This is a genomic window from Pseudarthrobacter sp. SL88 (assembly GCF_026672455.1).
Lineage (GTDB): Bacteria > Actinomycetota > Actinomycetes > Actinomycetales > Micrococcaceae > Arthrobacter.
This window is the reverse complement of the sequence record NZ_JAPPRD010000001.1, coordinates 1,399,945-1,418,999: the sequence shown is the minus strand read 5'-3', so window position 1 is coordinate 1,418,999 and position 19,055 is coordinate 1,399,945. Positions and strand designations below refer to the sequence as shown.

At 64.5% G+C, this 19,055-nt stretch carries 20 protein-coding genes and 1 pseudogene; 3 read left to right on the top strand and 18 right to left on the bottom strand.

From position 1 onward, the window contains the following. Positions 1-30: 30 nt before the first annotated feature. Both OVA06_RS06525 and OVA06_RS06520 read right to left on the bottom strand, forming a co-directional pair. Positions 31-831, bottom strand: coding sequence for an alpha/beta hydrolase (locus tag OVA06_RS06525; protein WP_268157104.1), 801 nt, complete (start codon positions 829-831; stop codon positions 31-33). A 71-nt stretch (positions 832-902) separates the two neighbouring features. Beyond that, positions 903-1,256 carry an ATP/GTP-binding protein gene (locus OVA06_RS06520; protein WP_268157102.1) on the bottom strand — a complete coding sequence of 118 codons (354 nt, stop codon included), beginning with the start codon at positions 1,254-1,256 and terminating at the stop codon, positions 903-905. Positions 1,257-1,373: 117 nt separating this feature from the next. Here OVA06_RS06520 and nucS point away from each other — a divergent pair, with 117 nt between their 5' ends. Beyond that, positions 1,374-2,069, top strand: coding sequence for an endonuclease NucS (gene nucS, locus OVA06_RS06515; RefSeq protein WP_015937511.1), 696 nt, complete (start codon positions 1,374-1,376; stop codon positions 2,067-2,069). Positions 2,070-2,365: 296 nt separating this feature from the next. Next, complete coding sequence (locus OVA06_RS06510; RefSeq protein ID WP_011692441.1) at positions 2,366-2,569, top strand: cold-shock protein; 204 nt, start codon at positions 2,366-2,368, stop codon at positions 2,567-2,569. A gap of 157 nt (positions 2,570-2,726) precedes the next feature. Here OVA06_RS06510 and OVA06_RS06505 read toward each other — a convergent pair whose 3' ends face one another. The 14 genes and pseudogenes from OVA06_RS06505 to OVA06_RS06440 form a co-directional block, all read right to left on the bottom strand. Further along, positions 2,727-5,261, bottom strand: coding sequence for a bifunctional lysylphosphatidylglycerol flippase/synthetase MprF (locus OVA06_RS06505; RefSeq protein ID WP_268157099.1), 2,535 nt, complete (start codon positions 5,259-5,261; stop codon positions 2,727-2,729). After that, positions 5,258-6,581: pseudogene (locus tag OVA06_RS19775) on the bottom strand (alpha/beta hydrolase). The gene OVA06_RS06505 and the pseudogene OVA06_RS19775 overlap by 4 nt, the downstream one beginning before the upstream one ends. A gap of 4 nt (positions 6,582-6,585) precedes the next feature. Then, on the bottom strand, positions 6,586-7,017 hold the full coding sequence (locus OVA06_RS06495) for a DUF2550 domain-containing protein (RefSeq protein ID WP_056085174.1): 432 nt from the start codon (positions 7,015-7,017) through the stop codon (positions 6,586-6,588). 10 nt (positions 7,018-7,027) lie between these two features. Continuing rightward, on the bottom strand, positions 7,028-7,312 hold the full coding sequence (locus OVA06_RS06490; protein ID WP_015937515.1) for a F0F1 ATP synthase subunit epsilon: 285 nt from the start codon (positions 7,310-7,312) through the stop codon (positions 7,028-7,030). A 1-nt stretch (position 7,313) separates the two neighbouring features. Next, complete coding sequence (gene atpD / locus OVA06_RS06485) at positions 7,314-8,768, bottom strand: F0F1 ATP synthase subunit beta (RefSeq protein WP_015937516.1); 1,455 nt, start codon at positions 8,766-8,768, stop codon at positions 7,314-7,316. Between the two features lie 83 nt (positions 8,769-8,851). Continuing rightward, entirely contained in the window at positions 8,852-9,742 is an 891-nt protein-coding gene (locus OVA06_RS06480; protein ID WP_056085172.1) for a F0F1 ATP synthase subunit gamma, read from the bottom strand. Positions 9,743-9,815: 73 nt separating this feature from the next. Further along, positions 9,816-11,453: a F0F1 ATP synthase subunit alpha gene (atpA, locus tag OVA06_RS06475; RefSeq protein ID WP_056085170.1), complete on the bottom strand. Its 1,638-nt coding sequence runs from the start codon at positions 11,451-11,453 to the stop codon at positions 9,816-9,818. 77 nt (positions 11,454-11,530) lie between these two features. Continuing rightward, positions 11,531-12,358 carry a F0F1 ATP synthase subunit delta gene (locus OVA06_RS06470; protein ID WP_056085168.1) on the bottom strand — a complete coding sequence of 276 codons (828 nt, stop codon included), beginning with the start codon at positions 12,356-12,358 and terminating at the stop codon, positions 11,531-11,533. After that, complete coding sequence (locus tag OVA06_RS06465; RefSeq protein WP_056085167.1) at positions 12,358-12,912, bottom strand: F0F1 ATP synthase subunit B; 555 nt, start codon at positions 12,910-12,912, stop codon at positions 12,358-12,360. Before OVA06_RS06465 ends, OVA06_RS06470 begins: the two co-directional genes overlap by 1 nt. Positions 12,913-12,963: 51 nt before the next feature. Continuing rightward, on the bottom strand, positions 12,964-13,182 hold the full coding sequence (gene atpE, locus OVA06_RS06460) for an ATP synthase F0 subunit C (protein WP_011775261.1): 219 nt from the start codon (positions 13,180-13,182) through the stop codon (positions 12,964-12,966). Between the two features lie 95 nt (positions 13,183-13,277). After that, positions 13,278-14,078 (bottom strand): F0F1 ATP synthase subunit A, encoded by an 801-nt coding sequence (gene atpB, locus OVA06_RS06455; RefSeq protein ID WP_056085165.1) that lies wholly within the window; start codon positions 14,076-14,078, stop codon positions 13,278-13,280. Between the two features lie 81 nt (positions 14,079-14,159). Next, positions 14,160-14,498 carry an AtpZ/AtpI family protein gene (locus OVA06_RS06450; RefSeq protein ID WP_056085163.1) on the bottom strand — a complete coding sequence of 113 codons (339 nt, stop codon included), beginning with the start codon at positions 14,496-14,498 and terminating at the stop codon, positions 14,160-14,162. Then, positions 14,491-14,973 carry a hypothetical protein gene (locus tag OVA06_RS06445; protein ID WP_056085161.1) on the bottom strand — a complete coding sequence of 161 codons (483 nt, stop codon included), beginning with the start codon at positions 14,971-14,973 and terminating at the stop codon, positions 14,491-14,493. Before OVA06_RS06445 ends, OVA06_RS06450 begins: the two co-directional genes overlap by 8 nt. A gap of 105 nt (positions 14,974-15,078) precedes the next feature. Continuing rightward, positions 15,079-16,191, bottom strand: a complete 1,113-nt coding sequence (locus tag OVA06_RS06440; protein WP_056085160.1) for an MraY family glycosyltransferase — start codon at positions 16,189-16,191, stop codon at positions 15,079-15,081. 289 nt (positions 16,192-16,480) lie between these two features. On the opposite strand from OVA06_RS06440, the gene OVA06_RS06435 reads away from it, so the two are divergent. Continuing rightward, the gene (locus OVA06_RS06435; protein ID WP_261619535.1) at positions 16,481-17,377 is read left to right on the top strand and encodes a glycosyltransferase; all 897 of its coding nucleotides are present in this window, start codon (positions 16,481-16,483) and stop codon (positions 17,375-17,377) included. Between the two features lie 36 nt (positions 17,378-17,413). Here the strand turns inward: OVA06_RS06435 and OVA06_RS06430 are convergent, their stop codons facing one another. Together OVA06_RS06430 and OVA06_RS06425 are read right to left on the bottom strand one after the other, a co-directional pair. Continuing rightward, complete coding sequence (locus tag OVA06_RS06430) at positions 17,414-18,172, bottom strand: WecB/TagA/CpsF family glycosyltransferase (protein ID WP_268157088.1); 759 nt, start codon at positions 18,170-18,172, stop codon at positions 17,414-17,416. After that, a complete protein-coding gene (locus OVA06_RS06425) occupies positions 18,172-19,044 on the bottom strand; it encodes an L-threonylcarbamoyladenylate synthase (RefSeq protein ID WP_268157087.1) in 873 nt (290 codons plus the stop codon). Before OVA06_RS06425 ends, OVA06_RS06430 begins: the two co-directional genes overlap by 1 nt. Between the last annotated feature and the right edge of the window lie 11 nt (positions 19,045-19,055).

Below are 19,055 nucleotides of genomic sequence, written 5' to 3'. Positions count from 1 at the left end.
AACCGCAGGGATGCCCTATTAAGGGACGGGTCAGGAGGCGGCAGTCGCCGTAGGCCCGTCCCACTCCGTCGGCAGCGCAGCGGCGTTCCCGCCCGCGGCGGACACCCGCCCCACAATCTCGTTCAGGACCCGTGCAGCGTACTTCTCGCCCACCCACAGATGCTTTGCGCCGTCCACGCCCAGCACGTGCGCTTGGGGAACCAGGCTGAAGCGGGCTGCCGCCTCGGCGGGCTGGAGGAAGTCATCGTGCTCCGGCACCAGGACCGTCAGCGGTTTGCCCGCTTCGGCCCACAGCTGCAGGTGCTTGTCCGTGGCCCGGTGCAGCGGCGGGGACAGCAGGACAGCACCCTCCACCTGCGAAGCGACAGGTTCGGTGGCCCCGTACATCAGGGCCAGTTCCGTGCCGAAGGACCAGCCCACCAGCCACCGGTTGGGCAGTCCGCGTTCGACGGCGAAGCGGACCGCCGCTTCCACGTCGTGGCGTTCACCGACGCCTTCCTCGAACGCACCTGTGCTGGTGCCCCGGGGGGAGCCGGTGCCGCGCGTGTTGAAACGCAGCACCGCGATGCCGGCCAGCGCCGGCAGCCGGTAGGACGCCTTGCGGTAGACGTGCGAGTCCATGAAGCCGCCGTGCGTGGGAAGCGGGTGCAGCGTGATCAGCGTGGCCCGGACCTCGCCGGATTCCGGCAGGGCGAGCTCGCCCACCAGCCTGTGCCCGTCCGCTGTCTGCAGCTCGACGTTCTCACGCCTGGCCGGCAGCACGGTGGAGGCACGGATGGGAACGGGGCCAGCGGCCTGGGTGAATTCGTACGACGCCGGATCAAAAGTCATGCCTGCCAGCTTAGCGACAGGGGGCGGCTTCCCGGGCCGGGGCTCCCCCGCGCCGGCCGTTCAGTGCCGCGTCACCGGTACCGGTAGCTGCGTGAATTCCAGCAGTTCGTGTGCCAGTGGCGGCGTTCGGCGAGGCCGGCGGCGGCACCGAACAGGTGGTCGTCCTTCCAAACCACCAGGTGCGCCACCCCGGGCAGCACGGCGGTGGAACATTCGGGGCAGATGTAGGTCTTCGCCGCGTTCCGCGCTGTCATGCTGCGGACCATCCATTCCCCGTCCGGGGCGCTCTCCCGGCGGGCGATACCTGCCCGGGCCCGTTCGAGGTCCAGCTCGGGAATGTCACCGTTCCCCTTTTTCCCGGTTCCCCGCCCGGCTGCCGCAGCCTTACCGGACACGGGACGGCGGGGACGGTTGGAGCGCGGCATGCCTCCATTCTGCCCCAACGGGACGGGACACCACTGCAGCCTCTCCGCGGCGGGTGATGCACTGCCGCCGGCGCCCCCGTCGGTCTTCCCGCGCCGGTACCCGGTAGTGTGTACGGCGTGCGACTTGTGATTGCCCGATGCTCCGTTGATTATGTTGGCCGGCTCAAAGCCCATCTGCCCCTCGCCACCAGGCTCCTGCTGGTCAAGGCGGACGGCTCTGTCCTTGTGCATTCAGACGGTGGCTCGTACAAGCCCCTGAACTGGATGAGCCCGCCGGCCACGCTCCGTGTTTCGTCACCGGAGGACGTAGACCTGGAGCTGGGAGTCGCGGAGCAATGGACGGTCCAGTCCGCCAAGACGGATGACCGGCTGATCATCAATATCCATGAAAAGCTCAGCGAAACCTCGCACGACCTCGGCGTGGACCCGGGCCTGATCAAGGACGGCGTGGAAGCGGACCTCCAGCGGCTCCTGGCCGACCAGATCGAAACGCTGGGAACAGGCTATTCACTGATCCGGCGCGAATACTTCACGGCCATCGGCCCGGTGGACATTCTGGCCCGGGACGGCGACGGCGCAACGGTGGCCATCGAACTCAAGCGGCGCGGGGACATCGACGGCGTGGAGCAACTCACCCGCTACCTCGAGCTGTTGAACCGCGACCCCCTCCTGGCACCGGTGCGCGGCATTTTCGCTGCCCAGCAGATCAAGCCGCAGGCCAAGGTACTCGCCAACGACCGCGGGATTGATTGCGTCACCCTGGATTACGACGCAATGCGCGGTGTCGACGACAGTGAATCCCGGCTCTTCTAACGCCATTTGTCCTTCCGGCATTGGCCAATTGTGTTCGCAGAAGGCCCGCAACCCGGTTTTTACCTAAAATTTGTCCGTTTCCGCCGCCGGAGCGTTGACCTGCGGGAACGGGCATGAAATTCTTAAGTCAGTCTTTGTGTAGGTGTTTTTCATGCTCGCAAGACATGTTGCGAGCGCGAAGCTCCTGCAGGGCCAGTTCCTATTCCGGACGGCTATTCAGGATTCTTCTCGCGGAGTGACCAAGGCCGGTACGAAGTGTGCCGATCTTAAGAAAGTTCCACAATGAGGAGAAATAAATGGCACAGGGAACTGTGAAGTGGTTCAACGCTGAAAAGGGCTTCGGCTTCATTACCCCGGACGACTCCGACGGCGACGTCTTCGTCCACTACTCCGAGATCCAGACCGGCGGTTTCAAGACCCTCGACGAGAACCAGCGCGTTCAGTTCGAGATCGGCCAGGGCGCCAAGGGCCCGCAGGCCACCGGCGTTACGCTCGTCTAGTCTGCGGACAGACTGCTAAGCCTCATCAGCAAAGAATGGTCCCCGGCACACGTGCCGGGGACCATTCTTTTGCCCGCCGCATTGTTTGGGTGGCCTTTGGCCTTTGCTTTATGCCGGCCCGGTCCGGGCGTTTATGTGGCAGCGGACGCCGTCTTTGTCAGACTAAATTCCGGACCAGTCTCGCGCCCTGGGGCAGTGACAGGCCAGGCAGGTAGGCCCGGGTGAGGGCGCGGCCGATTGCCGGCAGCTGCAGGGGGTCCTGGTAGTAGAGGTACAACGCCCGGTACTCCGGCTTGAAACGGGACTTGAAGGCCGCCAATGACCGGAAACCGTAGACGGGCTCCAGCGCGTGTCCCACCAGATCCAGGATGCGGACCAGGTTCTTGGCTCCCCCCTGGGCAGTGTCCTCGGCAGCGCCGTCATTCGCGAGCGGTGAGCCGGACAGCGAAATTACCTCCACGGAGTCGCGCAGTTCCAGGACAGCGGAGGCGATCAGGAATTCCATCACGCCGGGGAAACCCTCGGCGCCCCGGCGCATCACGTCCAGCGTCCGGCTGACGAGGCGGCCGTCGTCGTACACGGGCAGCCAACTGGTGAATCCATGGACCCTGCCCTCACCGTCAACGGCGAGGCAGCACAGCACCTCATCGTCGTCGAGCCCGTCCACGCTGCCAAGGGTGAACCCCATTTCCGGAACAGACTTTCCGGCGGCCCATTCCTCGGACACTTCGCTCAGCCGGGTGCGCAAGGCAACCGGCAGTCCGCTGTAGGGACCCCAGACGGCATGGACTCCCAGCTTGGCTGCCCGGTTCAGCGCAGTCCGGACGTTCTGCCACTCCTTGCCCTTGAATTCCAGCTCCCGGATGGCCAGCCGGGTTTCCTGGGCCACCGATACCCGGGAGAAGCCGCGCTCACGCAGGAACGGCCAGACGGTGTCGTCGCAGGAATACAGTGCCGGAATCAGCGCCTCGCGCCGGCAATGGGAGAGGAATCCCTCCGTGACGGCAAGCTGGGATCCGGCGGGGCCGATGGCACATCCGAGGGTGAGGGCCACACTGCCGTGCCGCTGGTAGGCCATGGCGCCCTGGCCGTCCGGGCTGAACCAATAGGTATTCGGTTCCCACAGGGCCATCCAGGACAGCGGGCCGCCGCCCTGGTGGAGCAGCGTCCGCGCCCGTGCCCTGTCCTGCCGGCCGGAGTCGTGGCCATGGTTTCCACCCAGCAGCGCCCACCATACGGCTGCCAGCGCAATGAGCCAGAACACCGGTCCGGAATAGGCGAAGAGGACGGCCTCCACAGTGTTACGGTCCGCGAAGACACGGTGGTAATGCTGCGGAATCGGCACCGGTACGTACTGCCTGGCCAACTCGGCAAACAGGCCCAGCATCCCGCCGTCGCGGGACATCCCGCCAGAGGCGAACCATGCGGTGGCGTACGCGGCAGCCAGCACCCCCCAGGAGCCGCCCACCAGGACGGTAAGCGTGCGCCGGGCGGTGGGGAGGGTCTGCACCCGGAACTGCCTCCGGTTCAGCCACAGGATGACGGACAGCAGCAGCGGCACCACTACCAGCGGAAGCACATGGGCAAAGGCGGACCCCATGGGCGCTGCGTGGGGGCCCTGCGGCCGGGAGGGAACGAGGGCGAACAGTGCAAGGTACACGGCGGCCAGGGCCGTCACGGCCAGCTGGATCGCCAACGCAATGTTCAGCGCCATCCTGCGTCCCCGGCGCATCCCGTCGGCGCAAATCAGCAGCAGGACCACCGGGACCACTGCCAGCGCCAGGCCGAACGGACCGCCGAAACCTGCCCTTCCCGCTTCAAGGCAGGACGCTTCCACGGTGGCCCCGCAATTGAAAGCCAGTTGGCCCAGCGTGGGCAGCGGGTTCAGGACAACGTCCCGGAGCAGCGCCAGCGGCCCGGTGGGCGCCCGGGTGATCCCGGTGAGGATGGGCCCGACGGCGAACACGGCCACCATCAGGGCCAGCAGGTTTCGGGCTTCCCTTCCGGTGGAGCGGTGCCGGTGGAGCCTGCCTTCGTCCCCTTGGATCCACCAGCCCACCAGCAGCCCCAGCAGTGCGCCCAGGAGTCCGATCACCGTCTCGGCATGGCCCACGTACAGGACCAGCAGGAGCGAGATCGAGAGTGCCGCCGTCCGCAGGCGCCGCTGCCAGAGCACCGGCAGCCGGGCGCTGCCTGCCATGCCTGCGGCGAGCACCGGGGCGTAGGGGCCAATCAGGATGACGTCGGTCATGGTGTCGAGCCAGCCGTCCCCCACGTAGGCCGCGAGCTGGGTGACCAGGAGGAACAGCGTGACGGCCGCGAACTGGCCGCCCAGGAACAGTGCAGCGGCAGCCCGGAATCCGAGTTTTCGTTCGGCCAGGCCCAGCAGCACAATGATCATCAATGCCGCCACCACATAAGCGGTGGGGTTGGTGGCGAAGAAGAGGCTGGTGAACAGCGACCACCAGCGGCCCTCGCGCAGTCCGGGACCGCTGACGCCGGCCACATCCAGCAGCTGCTCGGAGGGACCGGCCAGGAAGCTGTCCGTCGCCGCGCCGGTCCCAACAAACAGGGCAAGGACGGCAAGCGTGAACGGCATGGCCTTCAGCCCCGCTGCTGCCCTGCCCAGCGCTGGGCGGACCACGGTGTCCCAGGCCAAAGCCATGGTCCGGGTGTCCTGTCCGCCGCTCATCCGCCGGCCGCCCACTGGTCTGCGAGGAACTGCAGGGCATCGCCGAACCGCCTGGACGACGTGTCCCAGGAGTGCCCGGTGTGCTCCACCTCGTAGGCGCGCACGGTGAATCCGGCGTCCTGGGCGGCGGCGGCCAGGGTCCTGAGGTAGCCCACGAACTCAGTATCGTTCTGCCCTGCTGTCAGGTACAGGCCGTGGCCGTCAAAACGCTTGTCCGCCATGATGGCCAGCGGCGTCTGCCGCAGGAACGCCTCGGGGTCCCCCGGGAAGGCGGTGTCGATGGTCTTCTGGCGTTCCTTGGCGATGGCGGGCTCGGCTTCCGCAGAGAATGCGAGGACCTCGGGGAACAGGTCCGGGTGGCGGGTTCCCAGCTGGATGGCGCAGGTGCCGCCGAATGAGAATCCCCCTACCGCCCAGTGCGCATTGTTCGTGTCCACGGCAAGGGTGGAGCTGATCCACCGCGGCACATCCTGCGACAGATAGGTATCAGCGTGGGCGATCTGGCTGTCCATGCACATGGTGTTGGCGTTCTGCGACCCGTTGGCGTCGGGGACCACCACCACGGGAGCCACGCCGCCATGCGCGGCAGCAAAGGAGTCCATGTGGCCGCGGAGGGCACCGCCGGTCAGCCAGTCGGCCGGACCACCGGGCTGGCCGGCGATGAGGACCAAAACGGGGCAACGCCGGACGGTTCTGTGCAAAGTACGCCGGAGGAAGGTAGATGAAGGCGTCCCGGGTATCCATGCCGGAGATGGGGCCCGGAATGGCGGCCTTGCGCAGGACTCCCCCGTCCGGGATGTCCCCTTGCGGGCGCCAGCCCTGCAGCGCCACGCCGTCGGGCGTTCCCGCCGGCCTAACGAGGTTTTGTTCCAGGGCAGGAATGCGGGCAAGGGCGGTGCCCATCAGGTCGCTCACCGTGCGGTTGAGGCCGAAGTAGGCGTTGATTTGCACGCTCGACAGGGCAATCACCAGCAGTACGGCCGCCAGGCCACCGCCACGGCGGCGCCAGGAGTTGCGCGGCAGGAGGAACAGCCACAGGAGGACCGCGGCCACAGCGGGCACCAGCCACAGGAGGACCGGGTCCGGGATGTTTTCCGGGAAGACGGAATACAGGTTGATCAGCGCCCAGTGGACAGAGGCCACCAGCGCAAAGGCCACGGCAACGGCGGCAATGACCCGGTAGAGCCAGTGCAGCGGACCGTGCAGCGGACCGTGCGGCGGCGGCGGCAGCAGGAGGAACGCGGCTCCGGCGAGGCCCAGGATCAGCGAGGCCCAGTAGAGGGGGCCGTCGGTCAGCCGGACATCAAAGATCCAGTCCACGCGGCTAACGCCAGGTGCCGACGCCGATGACCGGACCGGCTTCCAGCCACGAAGACAGGCCCGTGTAGGCATCGAACTTCATGGCGAGCCGGAGGTCCTGGCCCTCGTAGCGCAGCTCCACGATGACGACGTCCGGCTGTACCTTGACGGCTTCGGCTTCGGTGGGCTTGCGGCGGCCAAGGAGTTCAAGGGAATGCCGCTTGAACTTGTGTTTTGGGCGGACACTGAGCGAGAGCAGCCGGAACCACTCAAGGTCGTTGTCCTGATAACGACAAACCCCCATCTGCCAGCTGTTTCCAGCCATGCAAATGGAGGCGTCCACCGTACCGAGGGCACGCCGCAGGTTAAAGCGGCGCACCCCCGAAAGGCACAGTGCAAAAATCAGCAATCCGAAGGCGACTGCCAGTGCGATGAACGAAATACCCGGTGCGTCCATCAAGGTCGTGCTAGCGGATCCCAGCGGTAGCCGAGCCGCCCAGCTGGGCGTTGTCAGCAACAATGACTACCCGGTTGTTGTCGACGGAGAAGAACCCGCCGTCAACATCGACCGCAATACGGTCCCCGGACACCGGCTGAATCGCGAGTTCACCTTCGGCCAGGATCGCCAGCAGGGGCGAGTGGCCGGGCAGGATTCCGATCTCACCATCACTGGTGCGGGCCTTGACCATCGTGGCCGCTCCGGACCACACAAAGTGGTCCGCTGCGACAATCTCAACCTCAAGCTCAGCCATATTACTTGGTCTGTTCCTGGATCTTGGCCCACTGGCGCTCAACGTCATCGAGGCCGCCGACGTTGAAGAACGCCTGCTCCGCAATGTGGTCGAGCTCGCCGTCGCAGATGGCGGTGAAGCCTTCGACGGTGTCCTTGATGGAAACCGTGGAGCCTTCGACGCCGGTGAACTGCTTGGCGGTGTAGGTGTTCTGCGAAAGGAACTGCTGGATACGGCGTGCACGCGACACGACGATCTTGTCCTCTTCGGAGAGTTCGTCAACGCCGAGGATGGCGATGATGTCCTGGAGTTCCTTGTTCTTCTGCAGGATCTGCTTCACACGGACAGCCGTGTTGTAGTGGTCCTTGCCGATGTACTGCGGGTCCAGGATTCGTGACGTGGACGTCAGCGGATCCACGGCCGGGTACAGGCCACGGGATGCGATTTCACGGGAAAGTTCCGTGGTGGCGTCCAGGTGCGCGAACGTGGTGGCCGGGGCCGGGTCGGTGTAGTCATCTGCGGGAACGTAGATGGCCTGCATCGAGGTGATGGAGTGGCCCTTGGTGGAGGTAATGCGCTCCTGCAGGAGACCCATTTCGTCGGCCAGGTTGGGCTGGTAGCCCACGGCGGACGGCATGCGGCCGAGCAGGGTGGAAACCTCGGAACCTGCCTGCGTGAAGCGGAAGATGTTGTCGATGAACAGCAGCACGTCCTGGTTCTGGACATCGCGGAAGTACTCCGCCATGGTCAGGGCGGACAGGGCTACGCGGAGGCGCGTTCCCGGCGGCTCATCCATCTGGCCGAATACAAGGGCGGTGTCCTTGAGGACGCCTGCCTCTTCCATTTCCACCCAGAGGTCGTTGCCCTCACGGGTACGCTCGCCAACACCGGCGAACACGGAAGTACCACCGAAGTTGCGGGCAACACGGGTGATCATTTCCTGGATCAGAACGGTCTTGCCCACGCCGGCGCCACCGAACAGGCCGATCTTGCCACCCTTGATGTACGGGGTGAGAAGGTCAATGACCTTGATGCCGGTTTCCAGCATCTCGGTGGAGCCTTCGAGGGAAGCGAAGGCGGGTGCCTTGCGGTGGATCGGCCAGCGTTCGCTGATGTCCAGCTCCGACTCGGTAACGTCCAGGGGCTGGCCCAGCACGTTGAAGATGTGGCCCTTGACGCCGTCGCCGACGGGGACGGAGATGGGGGCACCGGAGTCCACCACTGAGGTGCCGCGGACCAGTCCGTCAGTAGCCTGCAGGGAGATGGCGCGGACGAGGTTGTCGCCCAGGTGCTGGGAGGTCTCGAACGTGATGGTCTTGGTCTCACCGTTGAGAGTAATCTCGGTGGTGAGGGCGTTATAGATCGACGGGATTGCGTCAGCCGGGAATTCGACGTCGACAACCGGGCCGATTACGCGCGCAATACGGCCGGTGGCACCGGACGTTGCGGCTACGTGTTCGGTAGCAGTGGCAGTCATCTCTCTCACTTCACTCAGTAGATGGCGTGGGGTTAAGTTTATCTGTTGTGGTGCAGGTTCCGCGGAATCCGGGGCAGTGCAGGCTAGGACGCAAGTGCGTCGGCGCCGGCAACAATCTCGGAGAGCTCCTGCGTGATTTCAGCCTGGCGGGCCGTGTTGCGCAGACGCGTGTACTTCTTGATCAGGTCCGTGGCATTGTCCCCTGCCGACTTCATCGCGCGCTGGCGGGCAGCCAGTTCGGATGCGGCGGCCTGCAGCATTGCTGCGAACAGGCGCGACTCGATGTAGCGGGGCAGCAACGCGTCGAGGACCTGTTCGGTCTCTGGCTCGAACTCGTACAGCGGCAGCAGGTCCGACTCGGAGGCGGCTTCCTCTTCCACTACCTCAAGGGGCAGCAGGCGGATGACCGTGGGCTCCTGGGTGACCATGGACTTGAAGCGCGTGTAGACAACATGGATTTCGTCCACGCCGCCGTCTTCGAACTCCGCAGCAAAGTCGGCCAGCAATGCGGCGCCGATTTCACGAGCGGTGCTGAACTCGGGTGCGTCGGTTCCTCCGGTCCAGACCCGCGCATATTCGCGGTTCCGGAAGTCGAAGTAAGCCTGGGACTTGCGTCCCACGAGGTAGGTCTTGACTTCCTTGCCTTCGGCGTGGAGCAGCTCGTTGAGACCTTCCGCCTGCTTGAGGACGCTGGCCGAGTACGAACCTGCCAGGCCGCGGTCCGAGGTAATTACCAGGACGGCGGCACGGCGGATCTGCTCCGGCTCAGTGGTCAGCGGGTGGTCGATTTCGCTTTGGCTGGCGACAGCAGAAACGGCGCGCGTGATCGCGTTCGCGTAAGGCAGTGAAGCTGCTACGCGCGCACGGGCCTTCCCGATGCGCGAGGTAGCGATCAGTTCCATCGCCTTGAAGATCTTGCGCATCGACGTGGTCGAGCTGATCTTCTGGCGGTAGACCCGGATCTGGGCTCCCATACTTATCCTTTCCTAACATTCCGTAAACCGGGTGTGCCGGACCCTGCGGGCCCGGCACACCCGGCCGTCGGAACTAGCGCTTCTGCTTGACGATCTTTTCCTGGTCGACTTCGCCCTCGGAGATGGCGTCATGGGCCTCGTGGCCTGCGCCCACCAAGTGGTTGTCGCCCTCGCCGAAGAAGCCCTTCTTGAAGTCGATGATGGCGGACTTCAGAGCTGCAGCGGTGTCATCGTCCATCACGTTGGTCTGCGCCAGCGTGGTGAGGATGGAGGACTTGTGCTTGAGGTGTTCCAGGAACTCGGTTTCGAACCGGTTCACGTCCTCAACCGGGACGTCATCCAGGTGGCCGTTGGTGCCTGCCCAGATGGAGACAACCTGGTCCTCAACGGGGAACGGTGAGTACTGGCCCTGCTTGAGCAGTTCCATCAGGCGGGCTCCACGGGTGAGCTGCTGGCGTGAGGCGGCGTCCAGGTCCGAGGCAAACATGGCGAACGCCTGCATGTCACGGTACTGGGCGAGTTCCAGCTTCAACGTGCCGGAGACCTTCTTCATGGACTTCACCTGCGCTGCACCGCCAACGCGGGACACCGAGACGCCCACGTCGACTGCGGGACGCTGGTTGGCGTTGAAGAGGTCCGACTGCAGGAAGATCTGGCCGTCGGTGATGGAGATGACGTTGGTCGGGATGTAGGCGGACACGTCGTTCGCCTTGGTCTCGATCAGCGGCAGGCCCGTCATGGAACCGGCACCGAGCTCGTCGGAGAGCTTTGCACAACGCTCCAGGAGACGGGAGTGCAAGTAGAAGACGTCACCCGGGTATGCTTCGCGTCCCGGCGGGCGGCGGAGAAGCAGGGACACGGCGCGGTAGGCTTCGGCCTGCTTGGACAGGTCATCAAACACGATGAGGACGTGCTTGCCGCCGTACATCCAGTGCTGGCCGATCGCGGAACCGGCGTACGGTGCCAGGTACTTGAAGCCGGCAGGGTCGGATGCGGGAGACGCCACGATGGTGGTGTACTCAAGCGCGCCGTTGTCCTCGAGGGTCTGGCGGACAGCGGCAATGGTGGATGCCTTCTGGCCGATCGCCACGTAGATGCAGCGGACCTGCTTGGTCACATCGCCGGAAGCCCAGTTGGCCTTCTGGTTGATGATGGTGTCAATCGCGATTGCCGACTTGCCGGTCTGGCGGTCACCAATGATCAGCTGACGCTGGCCGCGGCCGATCGGGATCATGGCGTCGATGGCCTTGAGACCGGTCTGCATCGGCTCGTGCACCGACTTGCGCTGCGTCACGCCGGGAGCCTGGAGCTCCAGGGCACGGGTGGTTTCAGCCTTGATCTCGCCGAGGTCGTCGATGGGCACGCCCAGCGGGTCGACAACGCGGCCGAGGAAGGCGTCGCCCACGGGCACGGACAGGACCTGTCCGGTGCGGTGGACTTCCTGGCCTTCTTCGATGCCGGTGAAGTCGCCGAGGATGATGACGCCGATTTCGCGGACGTCAAGGTTCTGGGCGAGGCCCAGGGTGCCGTCCTCGAAGCGCAGCAGCTCGTTCGCCATGACCGAGGGAAGGCCCTCAACACGGGCGATGCCGTCACTAGCGGTGGTTACGCGGCCGACCTCTACGCGTTCTGCGTTTCCGGGTTCGTAGGACGCCGCGAACTCGTTCAGCGCATTACGGACGTCGTCGGCGTTGATGGTCAATTCGGCCATCTGCAGTCCCTGCTCTCCTGTTTTGTGATCACCGTCAGGTGACCGGGGTTTCTATCAGTTTGGTTGTGCTTGTCCGGCTAGCCGGCCAGCTGGCGTTGCAGCTCGCCCAGGCGGCTGATGACCGAAGCGTCGAGCACTTCGTCACCCACCTGGACGCGGATGCCGCCAATGAGTGCCGGATCAACGTTGATGTTGACCTTCAGTTCCCGTCCGTACAGCGCGTTCAGGCCCGCCTGGAGGCGGGACAACTGCGTCGACGTCAGGGGACGGGTCACGCTGACCGTTGCAATCCAGCGCTGCTGCCGCTTGGCCGCCAACTCGGCGAACCGTTCCACCAGGCGCGTCGCCTTGATGCCGCGGGGCTGGGTGACTGCCTGGGTAATGAGGACTTTTGCTTCCTCACTGACACCGGGCACCAGCTTTTCGGCAAGGGCAGCCTTGGCGGCCCCGCTGGCCTGTGGTTCGGACAGAGCACGTTGTACCTCGTGGCTGGACGCCACGGTCTGGTTGAAGGAGAACAGGTCGTTCTCCAGTTCTTCCAGGCCAGTGATGCCGGAGGCAGAAACGGCCGACTTGTTTTCAGCAACGGAAATGACCACCGTTGCGGCAAGAGTCTCGAGTGCATCGCCGATGTCCCGCGCAGATGCCCAGCGTGAACCGGCCAATCCGCCCGCGACCTCTGCAGCATCAGCGGAGACTTTTCCGCCAACCAGCTGCCTGACCAGCGCCGACTTTTCGTCACCGTTACGGGACGGGTCAGTCAGGGCGCGGCGCAAGCCAGCCGAGCTGTCCACCATTCCCAGAATTCCGAAGAGTTCCTTTGCCAGCTGCAGCGACGCGGTGGGAAGCTTTACTTCCAGCGCGGTCAGCGCTGTTGCCAGCGATTCGCTCGATACGCCTGCCATTACTTAGCTGCACCTGCGCTCTGGGTCTCCAGATCTGCCAGGAACCGGTCCACGACCCGTGCTGCGCGGTCGTCGTCGTTGAGCGATTCGCCCACGATGCGGCCCGCAAGGGTGGTGGCCAGGGTGCCAACCTCGGAGCGCAGGGACACAACGGCCGCCTGGCGCTCGGATTCGATCTGTGCGTGTGCCTGCGCAGTGATGCGCGCAGACTCTGCAGCAGCCTTCTCCTTGAGGTCCGCGAGGATCTGCGCACCTTCGGCGCGTGCTTCCTCACGGATGCGGTTTGCTTCGGTGCGGGCGTCGGTCAGCTGCTGCTTGTACTCTTCGAGTGCAGCAGACGCCTCAGCCTGGGCTTTCTCAGCCTTGGCAATGCCGCCTTCGATGGCTTCGGCTCGCTCGGCAAAGGTCTTCTCGAACATCGGGACAACAAACTTGACCACGATGAACATGAGAATCGCGAAGCCAACCAGGACAACGCCCATTTCCCAAAGGTTGGGAACGAGGGGGTTAACCTTTTCGCCTTCAGTGGCGGCTGAGATGATCAGCTGATTCATATTTCACCCGTCCTTATCTACTCGGTTCTGAATGTTCGCTTCGCGCCAGGACTAGGAAAGGACGAAGGCGAAGACGAGACCAAGGATGGCGAGGGCTTCGGTCAGTGCCAGACCAAGGAATGCGATCGGCTGCAGCACGCGCTGAGCCTCCGGCTGACGTGCAACACCGTTGATGTAAGCGGCGAACACGAGACCCACACCGATACCACCGCCGATGGCCGAGAGACCGTAGCCGATGAGGTTGAGGGAGCCGTTGATTGTGCCTTCCATTTTTCTTCCTTTCAAGATGCCACCCATGTGGCAGGTTGTTTGGGTTGCTTCATCCCCGCGAGGGGAAGATTTGTGTGTGCCTGTCGGCAGGGCGCCTAGTGGCTGTCGGCGTGCAGGGCGCCTTCGATGTAGATCGCCGTCAGCAGTGTAAAGACGTACGCCTGCAGGACCATGATCAGGGCCTCAAGCATGTACATGGCGATCGCACCCGCGAGCACCAGGACCGAGGTGCCCTTCAGGAGGATGCTTTCCTGCATGACCAGGTATTCGATGCCGGAACCGGCGATCATCACGATGAGGTGGCCGGCGAGCATGGTGGCGAACAGACGGAGGCTGTGCGTTACGGGCCGGACGACGAAGTTCGAGATGATCTCGATCGGGATAACGATCGGCAGGATGAACCATGGAACACCCGACGGAACGGTGGCCAGCTTGAAGTAGCGCAGGCCGTTCTTCTTGACGCCGATGGCGATCCAGGTGAAGTAGACGATGCCGGCCAGGACGTAGGCTCCGCCGACGTGCGAGAACGTGGGGAGCTGGATGACCGGGATGGCGCCGTAGATGTTGTTCACCAGGATGAAGAAGAACAGGCTGAACAGCAGGGGCACGTACTTGATGAAGTCGCGGCCGCCGATGATGTCCTTGGCGATGCCGTTGCGGACGAAGCCGTATGCGGCCTCGCCGGCGAACTGGAGCTTGCCGGGTACCAGCTGCTGCTTGCGTGCAGCCAGCACGAAGAAGACGGCGATAAAGACGACAGAGAGGAGGACCAGCAGCATCTGCTTGGAGAATCCTTCTGCGGCACCCCACGGCAGGATTGCCGGCAAATGCATTTCGTTAATACCAGGAGGTGTAAACTCTCCTGAATCTTGGGCCGGGAGCGCAAGCGCGATCAACGCGTTTCCTCTCTGCAGTGTCCATCATTGGGCGTTGGGCGGGGAGCTGGGGCCTTGCGGCCTAACGCTCCCCCTGTGAAATTATTTGGCATTCGTGCCGCCGTCCTGGGACGGACCGCTGGCAGCAGGACGATCACCAGTGTTTTTGCGGGAACTGGTGAGGCCATGCATGTGGGAAAGGTAAAAACCTCCGACGGCTCCAAGCAGAGCGCCTGCGAGCACAATCCAGCGCGTTCCCCACAGAAAATCCAATCCCCACCCTATCAAACTCCAGACGATGATTCCGCCAATGATGTAGCTGAAGACGGCCATCCCGGCGTTGTATCCGCCGTCGGTGTTCTCGCTGGAGACGCCCGCGGCAGAACTGCCCTGCGCACGGTTGCCGTTGCCGGCAGCGTCACGTTTCCTTGAGTTACGCACGGGGCTCCCCTTTGTCCTCTGGATCGTTGTAGATCTGAAGGCGGACTTTGCTGAAACCATAGATTTCGGCCGCCTGCCACAGGACGACAGCCACTACGGCTCCGGCGACGAACCAGCGGCCTTGCAACCATTGGGGCGCCCCCAGTACAAACATCACAATGGCGAATCCCACGACTTTGATGAAGTAGGTGGCCACGAAGACGCCGATGGCCCCGGAGGGGTTGCTTCGTCCAACAAAGTGGCCAACCAGGAGGCTGATTCCAAAGAACAGCATCACCAGCAAACCGCCCAAGGCACTCGAAAGTGCGGCGGCGCCACCATTGAGGAACATCGCTGTTGCACCGCAGAGGACCAGGCCAACTGCCGCGGCAGCGGCGCTAATCTTTAGCAGGTGCAGCCACAGCGATGCGGTGGGACCGGAAGCACCAACATGTCCTTTGCCGGACGCAGGTCCGGGCTCGGCGTTGGAGGTCATTCGATCCCAATCGTCGGGGGCATTTGGCGGGGAGCCAGCAGGGTGGAGTGGCAGCTTGTGCTGCCCCTAAATTCTACACGAGATAGAAAATGTTTCCGCACGGCGTCACGTGGCGGGTTCCTCGCCGCTGCGGGACAGGTACGGCCACGCCGTGACGAGGCCCATGACCAGGGTGGCGAACAGGTCGACGGCGAGGACAATCTGCCAGGGAAAAATTGCAAAGGCGAGCCCGCCGAAGGACAGCACCACTGTCCAGAGGTACATGAGGATCACGGCCGTGCGGTGCGAATAGCCGATGTCGAGGAGTTTGTGGTGCAGGTGTCCGCGGTCCGCAGACCACGGCGAACGTCCGCGTGCGGTCCGGCGGACCACGGCGAGCCCCAGGTCCAGCAGAGGCAGGAAGAGCACAGCGAAGGGAAGCAGGATGGGGATGACCGTGGAAATACCGTTGGCGCGGTCATACAGGCCCGAGGTGATTTGCCCCGTGGACACCACACCTGCCGAGGCCATCAGCAGCCCGATCAGCATGGCCCCGGAGTCCCCCATGAAGATCTTTGAGGGGAACCAGTTGTGCGGCAGGAACCCGAGGCAGCCGCCTACGAGGACCGCCGTAATCAGCGTGGCAAGATCCGAGTAATCCAGCAGGACTGCATTGCGGTGCACCCAGTAGGCGGTGACGAAGAACGCCGTTCCGCCGATGACGGCCACTCCTGCCGCAAGACCGTCCAGGCCGTCGATGAAGTTGAAAGCGTTCATGGTGGTGACGATGAGCCCTGCGGTCAGCACCACCCGGAGCGTTCCGTTCTCCAGGTAGATGGGTTCCGGAACCCAGGGAACGATTGTCATCTGTACGCCCCAGGTGGCCACGGTAAGGGCAGCCACGCTCTGGCCGATGAGTTTCACCCACCAGCGGATGTCCAGGAGGTCATCGGCCACGCCCACCAGGACAATCACCGCGGCCCCGGCCAGCACTCCCCACGGCGAGAAATTGTTCCGGTAGATGTCCTTCACGAAGAAGGACTGGCTCGCGACGATCAGTGCCACCATCACACCCAGGAAGATGGCAACGCCGCCAAGCCTGGAAACGGGTGTGGAATGCATATCGCGGCTGCGGATGGGCTGGTGCAGTTCGAGCCTGTGGCCCACCACCCGGGCACCCCAGGTTGCGGCGTAGGACACGACGGCGGCAATCAGGCCCATGAGCAGGTACATGATCATGGGGTGATGGCCGTTTCAGAGTTGAGGGGGCCGGGAATGGACCGCCGCGCCGGCGGCAGGTCCGGGCCAGGTGGGCTCACTGGCCGGGAATCTGTTCTCCGATAAATGAAACTTCTCCGTCGCCGAGCGCGCAGCAGACAGTACGCAGATAGCCTTACGCAGTGCCTTACAGGGCTGTATTACAGTGGACTCTAGTCAAAGATACTAGCGCCAACGGCTTCATGGCTCCGCGCCACACTCGCGCAGAAGGAGCAGGGAAACCCCTGACAGCCATGCTGAAAGGACCCCCATGACCGCCCGCATTGCAGTTGCAGCCGTGACCTTCGACCGTCCGAAGGAGCTCTCGGTGCTGCTGGATTCGATCAAAGCCCAGACGGCCTCAGTGGACACCATTTGCCTCGTGGACAGTGGCACAACCCCCGCGCGCAGCATAGCGGAACAGCATTCCAACGTGGACTATGTCAGGTCAGAAGCCAACCTTGGCGGCGCTGGCGGGTTCGCCCTCGCAGCCCTCAAAGCGGTGGCCAGCGGTGCCAGGTGGATCTGGATGATGGATGACGACGCCGTGCCGGCCGATCCTGAATGCCTCGCCACCCTGGTGCGGGAGGCCGAAGCCCGCGACCTGGAGGCTGTGGTTCCGCTCGTGACGGCGCCAGGACAACCCGACAGGCTCTCCTTCTTTTTCCGGCTCGATGGCAAGGTCACCCACGACCGCGCCGAGGTGGAGAAATTGGGGTTCCTTCCCAACGACGGGCACTTCTTCAATGGAGCGCTCATCCGGTCCGACGTGTTCTTCAAGGTAGGCCTGCCCGACATGCGCCTGTTTATCCGGGGCGACGAAGTGGACTTCACCATCCGCCTCCGCCAGGCAGGGATCAGGTTCGGCACAGTCACCACCACGGCCATTACGCACCCGCACGCGTTTTCCGAAACCCAGCACGTGTACGGCGCCGGATGGCACGTCATCGTTCCGGAATCGGCCTTCAAGCGCTATTACTACTACCGCAACCGCGGGTACCTCATCCGCCGGTATTTCCGGGTCCGCTCGTTCGTTGCTGACGTAGGCGGCTACCTGGGCTACTTCCTGCAGCGCCGTGACCTTCCCGGGCTGCTGGGCTGGGCCAGGACGTTCAGCGCCGGCCTGCGCGGCAAAGGATTCGGCCCGCTGGAGGACCAGAAATTCTAGCGGCATTCCCCGCATGGGGGCTGCCGGAGGAGCCCGCTAGTCCTTGCGGGACAACCGGCGCGTTGCCAGAAGCCACAGCAGGACCCATGGCTCGCCGAAAACACGGTAGGCAACGCGGCGCGGGTGCAGCAGCAGCCGCCAGGCCCATTCAAGGCCCAGCCGGCCCAGCCAGCGGGGCGCCAGCTTCTGTATCCCGGCCAGCTGTTCGATGGCACCACCCACGGCGCAGTAGATGGCCGGCGGCAGGCCGTCGAGCCGACGCTGCAGCACCTCCTCCTGCAGGGGCATGCCCAGGCCCAACAACACCAACTGCGGCTGTTCGCGGTGCAGCCAGGCGACGGCGGCGTCCTCCAGTTCAGGGTTCCAGTCCTCGCCCGGAAAGCCTTCCACCCGCGCACCGGGAACGATGGTCCTCAGCCGGGCGACCGCACCGGAATTGGCTTCAATACCGGCGCCAACCACGGCAATCCGCTCAAGGCCGCGCACCTGGTCAAGGGCGGGCAGCCAGTCGGTGGAGCCGAGCCGGTAGTCCATGACGGGACCCGCCGCGTTGCCGGTCCTCCCCCACAGCCACAGCACCGGCGCCCCGTCCAGGAGCACAATGTCACTGGCCTCGTAAAGGCGGCGAAAACCGTCATCGGAGAGGGTGAGCGTGACGCTGTGGAGGTTGTGTCCCAGCACCGTCCGGGTGGAACCGTCCTCGATGAAGCGGCTGAGCTCCTCAATCAGCTCGGGAACCCGCAGCGGCGTGGCGTGGACGTCCAGGACAGGAATCTGCTGGCGGTCCAGTGCCATCAAGGCTGCTGTTCCCTGGCCGGTGTGGCGGCATCCGCCGGCTCGGGCTTCGCGGCAGCATCAGCGGTGGCGGACTCCGCAGCAACGGGCTCTGCGCCAAAGGACTCCACACCGGCAGATTCACCCTTGCCCGCATCGTTCCCCGCGTTCTCCGCACCTGCCGACTCCGCTGCCACGGCCGGCTCGGCCGCGTCCTCCTCGGCCATCGGAATTTCGCCGAGGCCCAGGACACCTGGAACGTGCTCGCGGAGCTGGTCGAGGCTGACCGCGCCGTTGCGGACAACGCGGAGGCGGGGTCCGGTGGCATCAACAATGGTGGAAGGAACAGCGTCTGCACCCTCGGCCGGGCGGAAGCCGCCTTCCAGGTAGACCTCCACGGAGTCCGCCAGCTGCTCGCGCGCCGCGGCGGCGGTCTGTGCCGGGGCGTGTCCGGTCCGGTTCGCGGAGGATACGGCCAAAGGCCCGGTGAGGGTCAGCAGCTCCTGCGCAATCTCATCGGCAGGCATCCGCAGCGCCACAGTCCCCTTGGTCTCGCCAAGATCCCAGTCCAGTGACGGCTGGGCGTGGAAAATGAGCGTCAGGCCGCCGGGCCAGAAGGCCTCCGCTAGCTTCCGGGCATCCGCGGAAATATCCGTGGCCAGCCCGTCCAGGGCGTTGATGCGGGGAATCAGCACGGGCGGCGGCATGGTGCGGCTGCGTCCCTTGGACACCAGGAGCATGGTGACGGCCTGCGGGGAGAATGCGTCCGCGGCGATTCCGTACACGGTGTCCGTGGGCAGGACCACGCATTTCTTCTCGCTGATGGCCCGCTGGGCGTGTTCAAGGGCCTCGGCGCGCTGGTCGTCGGTGCTGCAGTCGTAGGTTGTGGTCACAGGCCTATTCT